The organism is Kitasatospora sp. SC0581 (assembly GCF_048159585.1).
In the GTDB taxonomy this organism is placed as follows: domain Bacteria; phylum Actinomycetota; class Actinomycetes; order Streptomycetales; family Streptomycetaceae; genus Kitasatospora.
Window position 1 is genome coordinate 113,797 of the sequence record NZ_JBLRWA010000006.1, and the last position, 16,964, is coordinate 130,760.

The 16,964-nt window shown below is 71.6% G+C and carries 15 protein-coding genes; 6 read left to right on the forward strand and 9 right to left on the reverse strand.

The genetic code is table 11. The features are described from left to right. Positions 1–157 precede the first annotated feature (157 nt). The 7 genes from ACLWS4_RS13030 to ACLWS4_RS13060 all read right to left on the reverse strand — a co-directional run bounded on the left by ACLWS4_RS13030 (position 158) and on the right by ACLWS4_RS13060 (position 9,436). Positions 158–1,177, reverse strand: coding sequence for an N-acetylglucosamine kinase (locus ACLWS4_RS13030; protein ID WP_074005610.1), 1,020 nt, complete (start codon positions 1,175–1,177; stop codon positions 158–160). A gap of 172 nt (positions 1,178–1,349) precedes the next feature. Further along, positions 1,350–2,639 (reverse strand): 6-phospho-beta-glucosidase, encoded by a 1,290-nt coding sequence (locus ACLWS4_RS13035; RefSeq protein WP_380781835.1) that lies wholly within the window; start codon positions 2,637–2,639, stop codon positions 1,350–1,352. Beyond that, a complete protein-coding gene (locus ACLWS4_RS13040) occupies positions 2,639–3,547 on the reverse strand; it encodes a carbohydrate ABC transporter permease (protein WP_049651466.1) in 909 nt (302 codons plus the stop codon). Before ACLWS4_RS13040 ends, ACLWS4_RS13035 begins: the two co-directional genes overlap by 1 nt. A 20-nt stretch (positions 3,548–3,567) precedes the next feature. Then, the gene (locus ACLWS4_RS13045) at positions 3,568–4,581 is read right to left on the reverse strand and encodes a carbohydrate ABC transporter permease (protein WP_117489905.1); all 1,014 of its coding nucleotides are present in this window, start codon (positions 4,579–4,581) and stop codon (positions 3,568–3,570) included. Between the two features lie 26 nt (positions 4,582–4,607). After that, the gene (locus ACLWS4_RS13050) at positions 4,608–5,963 is read right to left on the reverse strand and encodes an ABC transporter substrate-binding protein (protein ID WP_049651467.1); all 1,356 of its coding nucleotides are present in this window, start codon (positions 5,961–5,963) and stop codon (positions 4,608–4,610) included. 138 nt (positions 5,964–6,101) lie between these two features. Further along, complete coding sequence (locus ACLWS4_RS13055; protein ID WP_049651468.1) at positions 6,102–7,292, reverse strand: ROK family transcriptional regulator; 1,191 nt, start codon at positions 7,290–7,292, stop codon at positions 6,102–6,104. 866 nt (positions 7,293–8,158) lie between these two features. Then, a complete protein-coding gene (locus tag ACLWS4_RS13060) occupies positions 8,159–9,436 on the reverse strand; it encodes a transcriptional regulator (RefSeq protein WP_416874198.1) in 1,278 nt (425 codons plus the stop codon). Between the two features lie 221 nt (positions 9,437–9,657). On the opposite strand from ACLWS4_RS13060, the gene ACLWS4_RS13065 reads away from it, so the two are divergent. The 6 genes from ACLWS4_RS13065 to ACLWS4_RS13090 are packed head-to-tail and all read left to right on the forward strand — an operon-like array spanning position 9,658 to position 14,156. Further along, the gene (locus ACLWS4_RS13065) at positions 9,658–9,948 is read left to right on the forward strand and encodes a hypothetical protein (RefSeq protein WP_416874199.1); all 291 of its coding nucleotides are present in this window, start codon (positions 9,658–9,660) and stop codon (positions 9,946–9,948) included. Beyond that, a complete protein-coding gene (locus ACLWS4_RS13070; RefSeq protein WP_416874200.1) occupies positions 9,945–10,499 on the forward strand; it encodes a dTDP-4-dehydrorhamnose 3,5-epimerase family protein in 555 nt (184 codons plus the stop codon). The genes ACLWS4_RS13065 and ACLWS4_RS13070 overlap by 4 nt, the downstream gene beginning before the upstream one ends. Positions 10,500–10,533: 34 nt before the next feature. Then, the gene (rfbB, locus tag ACLWS4_RS13075; protein WP_074005612.1) at positions 10,534–11,505 is read left to right on the forward strand and encodes a dTDP-glucose 4,6-dehydratase; all 972 of its coding nucleotides are present in this window, start codon (positions 10,534–10,536) and stop codon (positions 11,503–11,505) included. An 11-nt stretch (positions 11,506–11,516) separates the two neighbouring features. Next, on the forward strand, positions 11,517–12,515 hold the full coding sequence (locus ACLWS4_RS13080; protein ID WP_416874201.1) for an ATP-grasp domain-containing protein: 999 nt from the start codon (positions 11,517–11,519) through the stop codon (positions 12,513–12,515). 16 nt (positions 12,516–12,531) lie between these two features. Beyond that, entirely contained in the window at positions 12,532–13,674 is a 1,143-nt protein-coding gene (locus tag ACLWS4_RS13085; RefSeq protein WP_416874202.1) for a DegT/DnrJ/EryC1/StrS family aminotransferase, read from the forward strand. A gap of 20 nt (positions 13,675–13,694) precedes the next feature. After that, on the forward strand, positions 13,695–14,156 hold the full coding sequence (locus tag ACLWS4_RS13090) for a low molecular weight phosphotyrosine protein phosphatase (protein ID WP_259316758.1): 462 nt from the start codon (positions 13,695–13,697) through the stop codon (positions 14,154–14,156). Here ACLWS4_RS13090 and ACLWS4_RS13095 read toward each other — a convergent pair. Both ACLWS4_RS13095 and ACLWS4_RS13100 read right to left on the reverse strand, forming a co-directional pair. After that, positions 14,153–15,343: a UDP-N-acetylglucosamine--N-acetylmuramyl-(pentapeptide) pyrophosphoryl-undecaprenol N-acetylglucosamine transferase gene (locus ACLWS4_RS13095; protein ID WP_380779339.1), complete on the reverse strand. Its 1,191-nt coding sequence runs from the start codon at positions 15,341–15,343 to the stop codon at positions 14,153–14,155. The two genes, ACLWS4_RS13090 and ACLWS4_RS13095, sit on opposite strands and share 4 nt — an antisense overlap. A gap of 239 nt (positions 15,344–15,582) precedes the next feature. After that, positions 15,583–16,752, reverse strand: a complete 1,170-nt coding sequence (locus ACLWS4_RS13100; protein ID WP_380779341.1) for a mechanosensitive ion channel family protein — start codon at positions 16,750–16,752, stop codon at positions 15,583–15,585. Positions 16,753–16,964: the final 212 nt, after the last annotated feature.

Sequence of the window (16,964 nt, forward strand, 5' to 3'; positions counted from 1 at the left end):
CCCCGGGCGGCGGCGGTTGGCGGTACCCGCTTAACACGACCGGAGCCCGGCCCGTGGTTCCCGCCAGGGCCCCTCCCCCGCCGGATGTGCGGATCCGGCGGGGGAGGGGAGCCGATGAGCGGCCGTCAGGCGGCGGCAGGGGAGCAGGTGGCGGCCGTCAGGCGGCCACCGGCCGGCCCGCCTCGTACGCCTCGCGCACCCGGGCCTGCGCCCGCGCGCCCGCCGCCAGGTGGTCGAGGCCGAGCAGTGCCGCGCCGAGCACCGGCGGGGCGACGACGACGCGCGGCTCGGCCAGCGGCGCGGCCTCGGCGAGCCGCGCGGTCACGTTGTCCAGCAGCAGCGGATGCCGGGAGGCGAGAACGCCGCCGCCCAGCACCACCGGGGTGGGGGCGTCCAGCAGGTCCAGGCGGCGGAGCGCCACCACCGCGAGCCGGACGATCTCGTCGGCCTGGCGGTCGATCAGCCCCCGCGCCACCTCGTCGCCCTCGTCCGCGACGGCGAACAGCACCCGGACGATCTCGTGCAGCCGCGCGTGCGGCAGGTGCCCGAGGTGGACGGCCTCGGCGACGGCGCCGGCGCCGGGCAGGCCGAAGTGCTCGGCGATGGCGCGGGCGAGCCCGGTCGGCCCGCCGCGCCCGTCCTCCGCGCGGACGGCGTGCCACATGCTGGCGACGGCGAGTCCGGAGCCGCCGCCCCAGTCGCCGGTGAGCTCGCCGAGGGCGGGGAAGCGGGCGGTGCGGCCGTCCGGCAGCAGGCCGACGCAGTTGATCCCGGCGCCGCAGACCACCGCGACCCCGCGCGGGCCGTCGGTGCCGGCCCGCAGCAGGCCGAAGGTGTCGTTGACGACGGTGTTGCCGGCGCCCCAGGGGTGGGACTCCAGCGCCACCCGCAGCGCCTCCTCCTCGACCGGCAGGTCGGCGTTGGCCAGGCAGGCGCTGACGTGGCCGGTGAGCACGCCGCTCCAGGACGGGTGGCCGGCCTCGGCGGCGGCCTGCTCGACCAGCGGGGCGAGGCCGGCGACGGCCGCCGCGCCGCCGATCTTCTGCGGTTCGAAGCCGCCGCCGCGGGCGGTGCCGAGGATGCTGCCGTCGGTGCCGATCAGGGCGACGTCGGTCTTGGAGTTCCCCGCGTCGATGGCGAGGACGCCGGGCAGGAGTGGTTCGGGCTGGTGGGTCATCAGGTCCCCGCGGCTCGTACGTGGCCCGGGCCGTTGGTCGTCGGCCGGGTGCCCGGCGGTGGTCCCGGCCGGGTGGCCCGGCCGAAAGGTCCCCGGCCGGGGGTGGACGGTCTCCTCGCGGTGCCCGTCCGGCGACCGGGGGCGGTCGCCGGACGGCGCGGAGCGGGCCGGGTCAGGCCCAGGCGAGGTGCTCGCGGTTGTGGGCGAGCAGGCGGTCCGTGAGCTGGTCGGCGAGCTCGATCTGGCCGACCAGCGGGTGGGCGAGCAGGGCGTCGAAGACCCGGTCGCGGCCGCCGCGCAGGGCGGCGTCGAGGGCGAGCTGCTCGTACGAGGTGACGGCGGCGACCAGTCCGGCGTACAGCGGCTCGACGGGCCGCTGCGGCAGCGGGCGCACGCCCCGCGCGTCCACCTCGGCCGGCACCTCGATGACGGCGTCGTCCGGCAGGAACGGCAGCACGCCGTCGTTGCGGGTGTTCACCACCTGGACGGACGTGCCGCCGCCGGTGCCGAGCAGCGCGGCGATCAGCTGGACGGCCGCCTCCGAGTAGAAGGCGCCGCCGCGCTTGCCGAGCAGCTCGGGCTTGGTGTCCAGGGCCGGGTCGGCGTACAGCTCCAGCAGCTGCCGCTCGATCTCGGCGACCTGCGCGGCCCGCGAGCCCTGCTCCCTCAGCTCCGCCACCACGGCGTCGTGCTGGTAGAAGTACCGCAGGTAGTAGGACGGCACGACGCCGAGCCGCTCGATGACGGCCTGCGGCAGGTGCAGGTCCTCGGCGATCTCCTTGCCGTGCGAGGAGAGCAGCTCGGGGAGCACCTCGCGCCCGGTCGTGGCGCCCGGGGCGTCCAGCAGGGTCACCCCGCGCTCCCAGGTCAGGTGGTTGAGCCCGACGTGGTCCAGCCGGACCAGCTCCGGGTCCACGCCCAGGTGCCCGGCGAACTTGCGCTGGAAGCCGATCGCGACGTTGCACAGCCCGACGGCCTTGTGGCCGGCGGTCTGCAGCGCCCGGGTGACGATGCCGACCGGGTTGGTGAAGTCCACGATCCAGGCGTCCGGGTTGGTCCGGCGCACCTGCTCGGCGATGTCCAGCACCACCGGGACGGTGCGCAGCGCCTTGGCGAGCCCGCCGGCGCCGGTGGTCTCCTGCCCGACGCAGCCGCACTCCAGCGGCCAGGTCTCGTCCTGGTTGCGGGCCGCCTGCCCGCCGACGCGCAGCTGGAGCAGCACGGCGTCGGCGTCCGCGACGCCCGCCGCCAGGTCCGTGGTCACCGTGACGACCGCGGGGTGGCCCTGCCGGGCGAAGATCCGCCGGGCCAGGCCGCCGATCAGCTCCAGCCGCTCGGCGGCCGGGTCGATCAGCACCAGCTCGCCGACCGGCAGGGTGTCGCGCAGCCGGGCGAAGCCGTCGATCAGCTCCGGAGTGTACGTCGAACCCCCGCCGACGATTGCCAACTTCAGTGCGGACATCAGCCCTTGACCCCTGTCAGTGTCACGCCTTCGATGAAGGCCTTCTGAGCGAAGAAGAAGAGGACGATCACCGGGGCCATCACCATCATGGTGGCGGCCATGGTGAGGTTCCAGTTGGTGTGGTGGGCGGCCTTGAAGGACTCCAGCCCGTAACTGAGCGTCCAGGAGTCGTGGTTGTTGCTGGCGTAGATCTGCGGGCCGAAGTAGTCGTTCCAGCAGTAGAAGAACTGGAACAGCGCGACCGCGGCGATGGCCGGCTTGGCCATCGGCAGGACCACCCGCAGCAGGGTGCGCAGGTCGCCGCAGCCGTCGATCCGGGCGGCCTCGATGTACTCCCTGGGGATGGTCATCAGGAACTGGCGCAGCAGGAAGATGGTGAACGCGTCGCCGAAGGCCATCGGGATGATCAGCGGCCAGAGCGAGCTGCTCAGGCCCATCTGCTTGGACCAGAACAGGTACATCGGGATGACGGTGACCTGCGGCGGCAGCATCATCATCGCGATGACCGCCATCAGCGCCAGGTTGCGGCCGCGGAAGCGGAACTTGGCGAGCGCGTAGGCCACCGGCAGGCTGGAGACCACGGTCAGCACGGTGCCGGCCACGGCGTACAGCAGGGTGTTGCGCCACCAGGTGAGGAAGCCGGGGGTGTCCCAGACCTTGCCGTAGTTGCCCCAGTTCCAGCTGGTCGGCCAGTAGTCGGTGGTGAGCGCCTGCCGGTCCGACATCACCGAGGTGAGGAAGACGAACACGAAGGGCAGCAGGAAGAACAGCGCGGCGGCGATGGCCAGCGCGTGCACGGCCACCCAGTTGAGGGCCGCGCGGCGGCGGGCGGCCCGGGCGGCGGGTCCGCCGGGGCGGGAGGGGCCGGCCGCGGCCGGGGCCCTCGTGAGCGTGGAGCCAAGAGTCATGATCAGGTCCTCACGGGCCGCTAGTCGTCGCTCGCCATGAAGCCGGACCGGCGGCGGAGCAGGATCGAGGTGACGGCCATCGAGATGGCGAACAGCACCAGGGCGACGACGCAGGCCGCGCCGTAGTTGAAGCTCTGGAAGCCGAGCTTGTAGACCATCTGCGGCAGGGTCCAGGTGGAGCCGTTCGGGAAGCCGGGCTCGAAGGGCTGGCCGGAGCCGCCCGCGATGCCGCTGGCGACCTTCCCGGCGACGATCGCCTGGGTGTAGTACTGCATGGTCTGGATCACCCCGGTGACCACCGCGAACATGATGATCGGCGAGATGTTCGGCAGGGTGACGTACCGGAACCGCTGGAACGGGCCGGCGCCGTCCAGCGAGGCCGCCTCGTACTGCTCCCGGGGGACGTCCAGCAGCGAGGCCATGAAGATGACCATCAGGTCGCCGACGCCCCACATGGCGAGCAGGGTGAGCGCGGGCTTGGACCAGTCCGCGGAGGCGAACCAGCCGGGCTGCGGCAGGCCGAGCTCGCCCAGCAGGTGGTTGACCGGGCCGGTGCCGGGGTTGAACAGGAAGGCGAAGGCGACGGTGGCGGCCACCGGCGGGGCCAGGTACGGCAGGTAGAAGGCGGTGCGGAAGAAGCCGGCGCCGGTCTTCACCTTGGTGATCAGCATCCCGATGCCCAGGCCGAAGACGACCCGCAGGGTCACCATCACGACGACCAGCCACAGGGTGTTGCGCAGGCCCTGCCAGAAGGTCGGCAGGTGGTTGAAGACGTAGTCCCAGTTCTTCAGGCCGCTGAAGGTCGGGGCGCCGAAGCCGTTGTACGAGGTGAAGGAGAAGTAGGCGGTGGAGACGAGCGGGTAGGCGAAGAAGACGCTGAACCCGATCAGCCAGGGGGAGAGGAAGGCGAGGGTGCGGGCCGCCTCCCGGCGGCGCTTCCGGCGCAGCAGGTGCTGCGTGGAGGGCGCCGCCGGGCCGGTCGGTCCCGCGTCGGCCTCGTCGCTTCCCTTGCGGGTGCCGAACGCGAGTGACATGGGAGCTCCGTGGACCGTTCCCCGGCCTACTTGGCCTGGGCGATGTCGGTGTCGATCTGCTTGGCCGTGGCGGCCAGACCCGCCTGGAGGTCGCCCTGCTTGCCGGACTCGTAGTCGTAGCCGAGGTTCTGCAGGGTGATGAGGTAGCTGCCGCCGTTGACGGCCGGCGGGGTGGTGCCGGAGTGGGCGTTCTTGGCGACGTCCAGGAAGGTCTTGAAGTTCCGGTCGCTCACCAGCTTCGGCGAGTCCAGCGCCTCGAAGGTGCTCGGCACGTTGTGGATCGCGTTGGAGAAGTTCACCACCGCGTCGGTGTCCGTGGTCAGGTACTTGACGAACTCCCAGGCGGCGGCCTGCTTCTTGCTGGTGCTGGCGATGCCGATGATGGTGCCGGTCTGGTAGCCGCGGCCGTAGGTGTCGGCCTGGTCGTCCGGGACGGGGAAGGCGGCGGTGGCCCACTCGAAGTCGGGCTTGTCCTTGGCGAGCGAGGCGGTGCGCCATTCGCCGTCGAGGGCCATCGCGACCTGGCCGGTGTGGAAGGGGTTCTTGGCGCTGAACTCCTCGCCGAAGGTCGCGCGGTACTTCTCCAGCTTGTCGTAGCCGCCGAGCTGGTCGACCAGGCCCTTCTGCCACTTGAACATCGCGGCGACCTTCGGGTCGGTGGCGATGTTCGACTTGCCGTCGGCGCCGAAGTAGGTCGCGCCGTACTGGCCGAGGAAGTGCTCGGTGGTGGACTCGTAGCCGTGGTACAGCGGCATGTAGCCGAGCTGCTTGTACGAGTCGCCGTCGGCGACGGTCAGCTTGGCGGCGTCCTCGGCGAACTCGCTGAAGGTCTTCGGCGGGTTCGCGATGCCGGCGTCGGCGAAGGCCTTCTTGTTGTAGTACAGGCCGTACGCGTCGCCGAGCAGCGGCAGCGAGCACTGGTTGCCCTGGAACTGCGTGTAGTTGAGCATCGCGGCCGGGAAGGTCTTGACCGGGTCGATGCCGCTCTTCTGGAGCATCGGCTTGAGGTCGACGAAGGCCTTGGTCGAGCAGAACATGCCGACGTTGTTGGTGGTGAAGGAGGAGACCACGTCCGGCGCGTCCGAGCCGCCCGCCCGCAGGGCCTGGTTGACCTTGTCGTCCTCGAGGCCGTCCACGGACTTGACGTGGATGTTGGGGTGGGCCTTCTCGAAGGCGGCGATGTTGTCGTTGATCGCCTTCTTCTCGTTCTCCTGGCTCCAGCCGTGCCAGAAGGTGATGGTGACGTCCTTGCCGCTGGCCGAGTCGTCGGAGCCGCCCGAGTCGCTGGAACCGGTGCAGGCGGAGGCGAGCAGGGCCAGGACGGCGCTGCCGGCGACGGCGGCGATCGTGCGGCGGCCTCTGCGGGAGGTGGTGGCGTGCACTTCGGGATCCTCCTGGGGGTGCGCGGGCAGGCCTCGTTGCCTCGGGTCCCGCGTTCGGGGGTTGGGGAGAGGTGGGTGCAGGTGGCGAGGTGACAGGGGGAGCGTCAGTGGGGGCGTCGAGTCGATCGGGGGCGGGCGTCAGTGGGTGGAGAAGACCGCCTCGCGGGCGTCGGACAGGGCACGTTGCAGGGCGCCGAGCAGGACCGGCGAGCCGGACAGGGCGGTGCTGCGGACCTCCGGCCGGGCGATGGAGATCCGTGCCAGTTCGTCCTCGACCAGCGCGCGCAGCCGTTCGCCGCCCGCGCTCGGCACCACACCGGAGAGGACCACCAGCTGGGGGTCGACGACGGCGACGATCACCGCCAGCCCGACGGCGAGCCGCCCGGCCAGCTCGGCGAGGAAGGCGTCGCCGGCGCCGGGGGTGGCCAGCGCCCTGGCGATGGACTCCTGCGCGGTGGCCGCGCCGAGCCCGTGCTCACGGGCCAGCGACCGGACGGCGGGCGCGCCGACCAGCGCCTGGAACCCGCCGAACTTGCGGCGGCGGGCGTCCCACTCGACCGGGGAGTCGGGCAGCGGCATGTAGCCGACCTCCCCGGCGCCGCCGGTGAAGCCGCGGTGCAGCCGCCCGGCGATCACGATCGCCGCGCCGACCCCGGCCCCGGCCCAGAGCAGGACGAAGTCCTCGAAGCCGGCCGCGGCGCCCGAGGACCGCTCGGCGACGGCGGCCAGGTTCACGTCGTTCTCGATCGACACCGGCGCGCCGATCGCCTCGGTCAGCTCCTCGACCAGCCGCGGCGAGTGCCAGCCCGGCAGGTGGGAGGCGTAGCGCAGCTTGCCGGTGACCGGGTCGGGGGCGCCGCCGACCCCGATCGCGACGGTGCGCAGGGCGCCCTCCGGCAGACCGGCGGCCCGGACCGCCTCGGCCACCGCGGCGGCGACGGTGGGCACGGTCGCGGCCGCCGGCACGCCCTTGGTCGGCACAGTGTGCCCGGCCAGCGTGGTGCCGGTGATGTCGGCGACGGCGACCTCGATGCCGCTGTTGGTGACGTCCAGTCCGGCGACGTATCCGGCGGCCGGATTCACCTGGTACAGCCGGGCGTTGGGGCCGGGCCCGCCCGCCGTGGTACCGACCGGCAGGACCAGCCCGGCCGCCTCCAGCCGGGCCAGCAGCTGGGAGGCGGTGGGCTTGGACAGCCCGGTGAGGGTGCCGATCTGGGTACGGGAGAGCGGCCCGTTCTCCAGCAGCAGTTCGAGGGCGGCGCGGTCGTTGATGGCGCGCAGCAGACTGGGGGTGCCGGCGAGGGGGGCCTTGGCGGTGCTCTTGGTCATGCCCGGCATCCTCCTCTTCCGGCTGGTCGTCGACGTCCTGCGGGTGTCCCCGGTGTGGGGAGCGGGCGGGTTTCGGACGAACTGTTAGGAAACTTTCCAGTCGCTAGGGAAGGACCGTAAGCGCCCTGTCGTAGGGGTGTCAATGGTGGGCGGAGCGGAGGATGCCGAAGCGTTACCCGACACCACGAAGCCCCGCCCCCACCCAGACGGGAGCGGTGCCGACACCCACCCAGCCCCACACGGAAATCCGTATGAGGAAGAAAAACAAGCGCGTCACCCTCCCCGGAAGAGGAGGGTGACGCGCCAATGAATCAGGATTGAAAGCAGCGGAGATTCTGGTGTGGCCCCTCGATGATTCGAGGGGCCACACTGGAAGGGAAATGCTTCAACAAGATCGGGAAGGAGGAGGATTCTTGTGTTGCCCGCCTCGCTTGGGCGGCGAGGCGGGCAACACAAAAGGCATTCCGGCTATTGAGAACAGGTGCGGTGGCTTGCCTCGATGAGGTGTGGCCTGCGGATTCCTTGAGGAAGAAAGATGAGAATCTGGGTTCCGCTCCTCGACATGTCGAGGAGCGGAACCCGGAGAAAGTGCTGGATAGGGGTGGCACAACGGGGCCGGGGTGGCGGTATTTCTTGCCTTCTGCACAGGAAGTCGGCCCGATCGACTTCCTGTGCAGAAGGCAAGAAAGCGTGAGAAGACCGCGGTTTCTTGTGCCGTTCCGCCGCGATCGTGATCGCGGCGGAACGGAACCAATGCGGGGTGAACAGGGAACAGATGAGGAATGGGGCGTCCTGGTCCCGGTGCGAGACCGCAGCGGCTGACCGTTCCAAGTACCGACGAGCCGGTCGGCGCGGCACGGCGGAAACTACGGAGTGGCCAGGGCCTCCTCGAGGCGGTCATGTGCTGCCCCGGGCAGGACTTGCCGCAGGGCTTCGGCGCGGGTGCGGATCAATCCGCCGCGGTACGCGGGAGGCAGCTTCTCCCAGACGTCGACGGCCTTGTCCACGGCGCTGGTGGGGTCGCCGTCGGAGCACAGGCACGTGGCGGCGTCCATCTCCAGGAGCGCCCGGACCATGATCGACGGGGAATGGGTGAGTGCGAGTGCGGCTTCCTGCTCGGCGTAGGCGTCGCGGGTGTGGCCCATGAGGGTGAAGGCTTGGCTCAGGTGCACGTGGTGCTTCTGCATCGGGTAGCCGAACCAGGTGTCGGCAGCCTGGGTTCCGTCCAGACGCTCGGCGATGGTACGGGCGTCTGCGACGGCTTGCAGGGCGCCCTGGTGATCACCGGCGGAGGCGAGGGCGCGGGCGGTGACGGCGGCGGCCAGGGCCGCCGAGGCGGTCGGTGCGTCGCCGCTTTCGGCCCGCGCGCGGGCGGCGAGGTTGGCTGCGGCGTTCGAAGCGCCGTAGTTCAGGGGGACCATGGCGTGGCGGGCGAGTACCCAGGCGAGCATCTGCTTGTCACCGGATTCACGGGCGGCCTGCTCGGCGGTGGCGAACCAGCCGTGCGCGTCGCGCTGGTCGCCGCGGTCGTGTTGGATGATCGCGACCAGCCCGGTGATGCCGGCCGCCGTGCGCGCGAGGTCGGTACGGATGCCGGCGGGGTGCGGGCGTCCCAGTACGTCGCGCAGGAGGTTGAGGTCGGCCTTCATCTGGTCGAGGACGACGACTGGTGAGCGCCCGTGGTAGCCGCCGCGGTGGCGCTCGAAGGCCCCGTCGAGATAGGCGAGGTCGCCGGCATCGGAGCCGGAGAGTCCCGCATTGATACCCGTCCGCGCTTCGGCGATGCCGGGCACCGCCGTGATTCCCGTTGCCAGTGCTGCCACACTGAGAAAGCTCCGCCTTTTCACCGCTGTCTCCTCCTCTCCGTCAACGCCGTCAGCATGACGGGTTGCCCTGCGCCAGCGCCTGGAGGCGGTCACCGCCCGGACGATCTCCTGGACCGTCAGTTCGTAGCCTTCGGCGAGCAGTTGGTACCACCGGGGAGTCGGAAGCCGCTTCTCCTTCTCCCACCGCTTCAAGTTCCCCGCGTCGAACGGTTCCCCGTCCTGGAGCCGCACCAGGAACAGGGCCTGCTCTTCGCGCGAACGGCCAGTGGCTTCGCGGCGCTCCCGCAGCAGTACGCCGATGCCGTCCGGTGCCATCATGCCTGCTCCCTGCGCATCTGACTGTCCAGTGCCCGAACCTGGCCCCCCTAAGCGGCCCCCGCGGAGAAAATGGCCCCTTCAATGGCGCCAGCGCTGTTGGTGGATCCAGGAGTTGACTGTCTATCAGTAAGTCGGGCCGTCGAGCGAAGCCCTTGGCTTTCCCCACCCCGGGCCCGTTGACGCCTCCCGTCCGACCCTGCCCCTCGAAGGGTTTCCTCGCCATGCGCGTACTCGCCACCGCCTTCTCACCCATGCCTCGGATCGCCGCCGACCCGCTCGCCGGCGCGGCGCTTCTGCCCGGCACCACCCTGACCAGCGGTGTGTGCGGTCCCGCGCGCCCTGTTCCCGCCGACCACGACCGCCTCGGGGCGTTCGTCACCGTGTCCTGGGCCGCACTCAACGTCGTTGCCCTCGGTGTGCTCGGACTGCTGGTCCACCACGCCGAGACCCACCTCGAAGGGGCGGTCCCGACCAGCGCGCCGGACTGGTTCGTCGAGGACGGCCGCCGGTGAGGGCCCGTCCACTCGCCGTCCCCGGGACGTTCGCCTTCGAAGCGAACGCCCACCACGACGTCCGCGGCGAACTCCAGGAGTTCTTCCGGGAGGACGCGTTCCGTGCAGCCACCCGCCGGACATTCCGCCTGGCCCAGGTCAACACCGTGGTGTCCCGCCTCGGCGCGCTCCGCGGCATCAGCGTCGCCACCGCCGGCCACGCCAAGTACCTCACCTGCACCGACGGAGCGGTCCTCGACGCCTTGGTGGACCTGCGGACCGGATCGGCCGCATTTGGCAGCTGGCACCTGGAACGCCTCGACGCCGAGCGGCGGACCTCGCTGTTCGTGCCGCCTGGCGTCGGGCACGCCACCCTCGCTCTGGCGGACCGCTCCAGCGTCACCTACCTGCTCAGCGAGCTGCACCGTCCTGAGAAGTTCCTGACGATCGACCCGCTCGACGCGGACCTCGCCATCGAGTGGCCGCCCGAGCCCGCCTCCATCGTCGTGGGCAACAGCCTGAGCCTCGTCGAGGCCCTCGACCGCAACCTGCTGCCCGCCTACTCCGCCTGACCCTCGCGATACCTCACCCAGATTGGTGACTCCCATGGAGAACATCCTCGTCACCGGCGGTGCCGGCTTCATCGGATCGCACTTCGCCCGCCGCCTCGTCGACGCCGACGACATCGCCAAGGTGACCGTCCTGGACGCCCTCACCTACGCGGGAAACCTCGGCAATCTCGACGGCATCACCGACTCCAAGAAGTTCACCTTCGTCCAGGGCAACATCCTCGACCGCACCCTGGTCGACGCCCTGATGGAGACCCACGACGCCGTGGTCCACTTCGCCGCCGAGTCCCACGTCGACCGCTCCCTCACCGATGCCGGGAACTTCGTCTCCACCAACGTGCTCGGCACGCAGACGCTCCTCGACTCCGCCCGCCGCATCGGCACGCGCAAGTTCGTCCACATCTCGACCGACGAGGTGTACGGCTCCTTGCCCACCGGAACCGCCTTCGAATCCGATCCGCTGAACCCCACCGTGCCGTACTCGGCGTCCAAGGCCGCCTCCGACATGATCGCCCTGGCCTACCACTCCAGCTACGGCGTGCCGGTGTGCGTGACCCGCTCCTCCAACAACTACGGGCCCCGCCAGTACCCGGAGAAGCTGATCCCGCTGTTCGTCACCAGGTTGCTGGCCGGGGAGAAGGCCACCGTCCACGGCAACGGCGAGCACGTCCGCAACTGGCTGCACGTCACCGACAACTGCGCCGGAGTGGAGCTGGTCCTCCACAAGGGCATCCCCGGGCAGGCGTACAACATCGGCGGCGGAACCGACCTGACCACCATCGAGCTGACCGGCATGCTCCTGCGTGCCACCGGCGCCACCTGGAACCAGGTCACCTACGTGCCCGACCGGGCCGCCAACGACATCCGGTACTCCATGGACTGGGGCAAGCTCGCCCAGCTCGGCTACCAGCCCCGGCAGGACCTGGCGGCCGGCATCGCCGAGACCGTCGACTGGTACCGCAGCAACCCCGACTGGTGGCAGACCGCCACCGCGCGGGCCGCCGCGTGAAAGGCGGCGAGGTGAACACCCCTGACCCGGCGGAGCTCCGCCGCATCCTGGTGACCGGCATCGGCGGGGCCCCTGGCCTCGACCTCGCGCTCACCCTCCTCAAGCTCGGCCACGAGGTCATCGGCACCGACTCCAACCCCCTCGCGCCGGGCCTGCTCGCCCCCGGCATCACCGCCCGCACCATCGCCCGCGCCGACAGCCCGCTGTTCGCCGCGGACCTGATGGAGCTGGTGCACGACCTCAAGCCGGACGCCCTGATCTGCTGCGTCGAGAACGAGCTTCCGCAGCTGGTCCACCTGCGCGGCCATCTGGAACGTGCCGGAGTACGAACCTGGCTGCCGCCCGCGGCCAGCGTCACCACCGCGGGCGACAAGTGGGAGTTCCACCAGGCGATGCGCGCCGCGAGGGTGCCCACCCCGCAGACCTGGCTGCCCGACCGGATCGGCCAGACCCCCGACGGCACCGAGCTGGTCGTCAAGCCGCGCCGCGGCCAGGGCTCCAAGGACGTGCACTTCTGTCGGACCCGCGAACAGGCCCGCGTGCTGTGCGAGCTCGTGCCCGCCCCGATCGTCCAGCAGCGCGTCCGGGGCGTGGAGTTCTCCGCCGACTGCCTGACGGACCGCAACGGTCGCACCTCCGCGATCCTGCGACGGCGCTTGATGGTCCAGGCCGGCATGTCGATGGTCGCTGTCACGATCGACGACCCGGAGGCCACCAAGCGGGTCGCCGAGGCGATCCGGGCGATCGGCGCCGTCGGCCCGGTGGACGTCCAGGGCTTCATCACCGACGGCGCCGACCCGCGCGTGGTCATCACCGAGATCAACGCCCGGTTCGCCGCCGGATTCCTGCTCGCCGAGGAAGCCGGAGCCGACCTGGTCCGGCAGACCCTGAACGGCCTCTTCCGGCAGCCCGTCGACCATCGGCGGCTCACCTACCGCGGCGGCGTCTTCCTCACCAAGTACGTCGCCGTGATGTCCACCGAGTCCCGTGCCGTCTCCGGCACGCTCTGACGAAGGAGCACCCGCCTTGGCCTCGACCACCACGCGGCCCCCGGGCGTCGAGCGCAACGCCGCGCCGCTGCTGCACGGCACCGAAGCCGCCGCACTGGCCGCCGTCCTCCCCGGCGGCCAGTGGGGCCACGGCCCGGCCACCGACCAGTTCGAAGCCGGAGTCGCCGACCTGATCGGCGTCACCCACACCGTCGCCGTGAACTCCGGCACCACGGCACTCCACCTCGCTCTGCGCTCGATCGGCATCGGCCCCGGTGACGACGTCGTCCTCCCCTCCCTCACCTTCTGCGCCAGCGTCCAGGCCATCACCTGGAGCGGCGCCGCACCCCGCTTCGCCGAGATCGACCCCGGCATGCTGGCCGTCACCCCGGACACCGTGCTCGAAGCCCTCACTCCGAACACCCGCGCCGTCATGCCCGTGCTGTACGGCGGCCGGGCCGTGGACCTCACCCCGATCCGCGACCACCTGGCCGACCGGTGCATCCAGATCATCGAGGACGCCGCCCACGCCTTCGGCTCCCGCCGCCCGGACGGAACCATGGTCGGCGCCGACCCCGCCGTGCTGACCTGCTTCTCCCACGACCCGATCAAGAACCTCACCACCGGCCAGGGCGGCACGATCATTCCCCGCACCCGTGAGGAAGCCGACACCCTCCGCAGCCTGCGCCTGTTCGGAATCGTCCAGTCCAATGACGCCCGGGCCGCCATGACCTCCTACGAGGTCCAGGGCCCCGGGATGCGCTTCGACATGTCCCAGCTGAATGCCGCCATCGGCGTCGCCCAGCTGAAGCACTTCCCGCAGACCGCCGCACACCGCCAGCACCTGTGGCGCACGTACCAGGCCGAACTGGCCGGCCTGGACGGCGCCCGCCTGGTCGACGTGGACGTGGTGAACACCGTGCCGTTCAACTGCGTGGTGGTCCTCGACCACCACCGCGACGAGGTCTTCCGCCACCTGCGGGAGCACGGCATCGGCGTCGCCGTGCACTACCCGCCCAACCACACCCAAGCCGCGTTCTCGGCCTGGCACCGGGACCTGCCGGTCACCGAACAGGTCGCCGGCCGGATCCTCGGCCTGCCGTTCCACCCCGCCATGACCCACGACAGCGTCCGCTACACGGTCGCCGCGCTCGCCGACGCGATCAAGGCCGCCGCGTGACCGACACCAAGGAGCCGAAGATGAGCGAGATGTTCCGCCACCCGAAGCGCCACCGCATCCTGGTGGTCTGCCTGGGCAACCACAACCGCTCGCCGCTCGCCGCCGCGGTCCTCGCCCACACCGGCGGGGAGAAGGTCGAGGTCCGCTCGGCCGGGCTGCGCGAGCGCCACGTCGGCGGTCCGGCGCACAGCAACGCGATCCGCGCCGCCGAGGACGCCGGGTACGACATCCGTGACCACCGCGCGGTCAAGGTCAACCACCGCATGCTCGACTGGGCGGACGCCGTGCTGGCCATGGACCACGCCGTCCTCGCCGAACTCAGGACCATGGCGGACGGAACCCCGGCCGCAGGCAAGCTCGACCTCTACGTCAGCGGCGAGGACGTGCCCGACCCCTGGGAGAGCGACTACGCCGCCTACCAGGTGTGCGTGGACACCATCCAGGCCGGCGCCGTCCGGCACCTGCCGGACCTGGAGAACTAGCGGCCCACGACCGACAGCAGTACGTCCACGAGGCGGTCGGCGGCGTCCGGCCGGCCGTGCTCGGCGGCCCGTCGCGCGATGTCCGCGCGGCGGGCCGGGTCCGTCAGCAGCGGGGCGATCGCCGCCTGGAGGGTGTCCGGGGCGGCCCGGCCGAGGAGAGCCACCGCCGCGCCGGCATCGGCCAGGTGGCGGGCGTTGTGCTCCTGCTCGTTCCCGGCCGACGTCGCCAGCGGGATGAACACCGCGGCCCGCCCCAGCGCGGTCAGTTCGGCCAGTGTTCCCGCGCCGCTGCGGGAGACGACCACGTCCGCGAGGGCGAGCACGTCCGGCAGTTCCGGGCCGACGAAGCCGGTCACCAGGTACCGGGCGCGCAGGTGTTCCGGCAGTGCCGCAGCCCGCTCCCGAAGCCCCGCCTCGTGGCTGGGCCCGCACTGGTGGACCACGTTGGCGTGGCCGAGCAGCCACGGCAGGATCTCGCTCACCAGCTCGTTGATCTGCTGGGAGCCCTGCGCGCCGCCGGTGACGTACACGGTCGGCAGGGCGCGGTCGAAGCCCCACAGGCCGAGCGCCTGGATCGCCTTCTCACCCTGCCCGGTCAGCACCTCCGGGCGGACCGGGTTGCCGGTCACCACGGCGGTGGCACGGGCGGATTCGGGCAGGTACCGGAGCGTCGACTCGGAGGAGACCGCGACCCGGGTCGCCATCCGGGCCAGGGCCCGGTTGCCCAGGCCGAGTCGGACGGTCTGCTCGTGGACCACCAGCGGCCGGTGGCACATCCGGGCGGCCATCCCGACCGGAACGGCGACGTAGCCGCCCGTGCCGAGTACCACGTCCGGGCCGAACCCGGCGATCGCGGAACGGGCCTGCGCGACGCCCAGGGGGACGCGGCCCATGTCCTTGACGTTGGCGGGCGACACCAGCTTGAGCGGGTTGGCGGAGCGCCGGATCTTCCCGGTGGCGACGGTCCTGAACGGGATGTCCTCGGCGGCGGTGACCTTGGCCTCAAGGCCGGTGGCGGTGCCGATCCACAGCACGTCCAGGGCGCCGTCGACCCCGGCGAGACGCGAGCGCAGGGCGCGGATCGCGGTGAGGGCCGGATAGGTGTGGCCGCCCGTTCCACCGCCGGTGACGATCAGCCGAAGAGGCCGGCCAAGGCGGGAGACGAGATCGCTGGTGTCGCGGTTCACGCCTGGAACATACCAGCGCCGACAGAGCCGTCCGCCCACTCGATCTGACGTCCGATCAGAGAAAGACGTACCCGCGGCTGCCCGATCGCGGGTACGGCAGACCGAGGGCGTCGGCGGTCGGAGTCCAGCGGCTCCGGTCCGGTGTCGAGAGTGCGAGGAGGGCTCTGGCCGGACACCACGAAGCCCCGCCCCCACCGTGGTGGGAGCGGGGCTTCGTCCGTGTCCGTGCGGCCGAACCGCTACGGCTTCGACGCGTCGTCCGCCGCCCGGGCCGCCGCCGGGACCGGGGCCTGGGCCGGAACGGGCTCGGCCACCCGGTCGGCGGGTGCGGCCTGTTCGGCGGCCGGGACCGGGGAGGGGGCGATCACCACGCCGGTCGCCCCGGCGGCCACCGCGGCGACCTCCTCCTTGACCTTGATCCCGGCCCCGTCGAAGGCCGCCTTCAGCCGCTGGCGCAGCGCCCGGGAGACGGAGGCGGCCTTGCCCGGGGCGGTCCTGGCCTCGACCCGCAGCACCACCGAGTCCGAGGCGACCGACTCCACGCCCAGGATCGACACCGGAGCCCAGATCAGCTCGTCGTACGGGGCCTCCTTGGCCATCTCCTCGGCCGTCGCCAGGATCAGGTCCTCGACCCGGATCAGGTCCTCCTTGTACCCGACCTGGACGTCCACCGAGGCGGTCGCCCAGCCCTGGCTCATGTTGGCGATCCGCTTCACCTCGCCGTTGCGGATGTACCAGATCTCGCCGTTCCCGCCGCGCAGCTTGGTGACCCGCAGGCCGACCTCCAGCACCGTGCCGGTGGCGACACCGGTGTCGATCTCGTCGCCGACGCCGTACTGGTCCTCCATGATCATGAAGACCCCGGAGAGGAAGTCGGTGACCAGGTTCCGGGCGCCGAAACCGATCGCCACACCGGCCACACCGGCGCTCGCCAGCAGCGGCGCCAGGTTCACGCCCAGCGCGGAGAGCACCATCAGCGCCGCCGTGCCCAGGATGCTGAAGGAGGCCACGCTGCGCAGCACCGAGCCGATCGCCTCCGAGCGCTGCTGGCGCCGTTCGGTGTTCACCACCCCGGTGTTGGCCAGCAGCCCGCCCAGCCGGCTCTCCTCCTGGTGCTCGGAGGTGCGCGCCATCCGCCCTATCAGCTGGGTGATGAGCTTGCGCACGACGGCCCGGAGGACCAGCGCGAGCACGATGATGAAGACGATCCGCAGCCCGGAGGCCACCCAGCCCTGCCAGTGGGTGTCGAACCAGCTGGCGGCCTGCCGGGTGGTGTCCGAGACCTCCTGCGCGCTGGTCGGGATCCGCAGGTCGAGCTCGGGCAGCTGCGCGGTGGGGCTGGGGGCCGGGGTCGGGGTGGCGAGCGTCGAGGACGCGTCGGACGGACCGGTGGCACCGGAGCTGAACACGTGCGGACCTTCCTGGCTGGGGTGCGTGGTGGGCCCGCACCGCCGGCAAGCGGCCCGCGGACCGTGGGCGTCAGCCTATCCGCCGCCGCGGGCTGGCCCGGACACGCCGGAACCCCGCACGGGTGTGCCCAAGGGCGTACGGAGCGTGTCGAACGCCCCGTCAACGCCCCCGTACGCTCCCCCCGAACCGGGGCTCCGGGGCCGTCCGGGGC

Bases quoted from the DNA above. Each gene is read 5' to 3' on its own strand.
- ACLWS4_RS13030 (WP_074005610.1), bottom strand. From the start codon at position 1,177: ATGACCCACCAGCCCGAACCACTCCTGCCCGGCGTCCTCGCCATCGAC.
- ACLWS4_RS13035 (WP_380781835.1), bottom strand. From the start codon at position 2,639: ATGTCCGCACTGAAGTTGGCAATCGTCGGCGGGGGTTCGACGTACACT.
- ACLWS4_RS13040 (WP_049651466.1), bottom strand. From the start codon at position 3,547: ATGACTCTTGGCTCCACGCTCACGAGGGCCCCGGCCGCGGCCGGCCCC.
- ACLWS4_RS13045 (WP_117489905.1), bottom strand. From the start codon at position 4,581: ATGTCACTCGCGTTCGGCACCCGCAAGGGAAGCGACGAGGCCGACGCG.
- ACLWS4_RS13055 (WP_049651468.1), bottom strand. From the start codon at position 7,292: ATGACCAAGAGCACCGCCAAGGCCCCCCTCGCCGGCACCCCCAGTCTG.
- ACLWS4_RS13060 (WP_416874198.1), bottom strand. From the start codon at position 9,436: ATGATGGCACCGGACGGCATCGGCGTACTGCTGCGGGAGCGCCGCGAA.
- ACLWS4_RS13065 (WP_416874199.1), top strand. From the start codon at position 9,658: ATGCGCGTACTCGCCACCGCCTTCTCACCCATGCCTCGGATCGCCGCC.
- rfbB (WP_074005612.1), top strand. From the start codon at position 10,534: ATGGAGAACATCCTCGTCACCGGCGGTGCCGGCTTCATCGGATCGCAC.
- ACLWS4_RS13090 (WP_259316758.1), top strand. From the start codon at position 13,695: ATGAGCGAGATGTTCCGCCACCCGAAGCGCCACCGCATCCTGGTGGTC.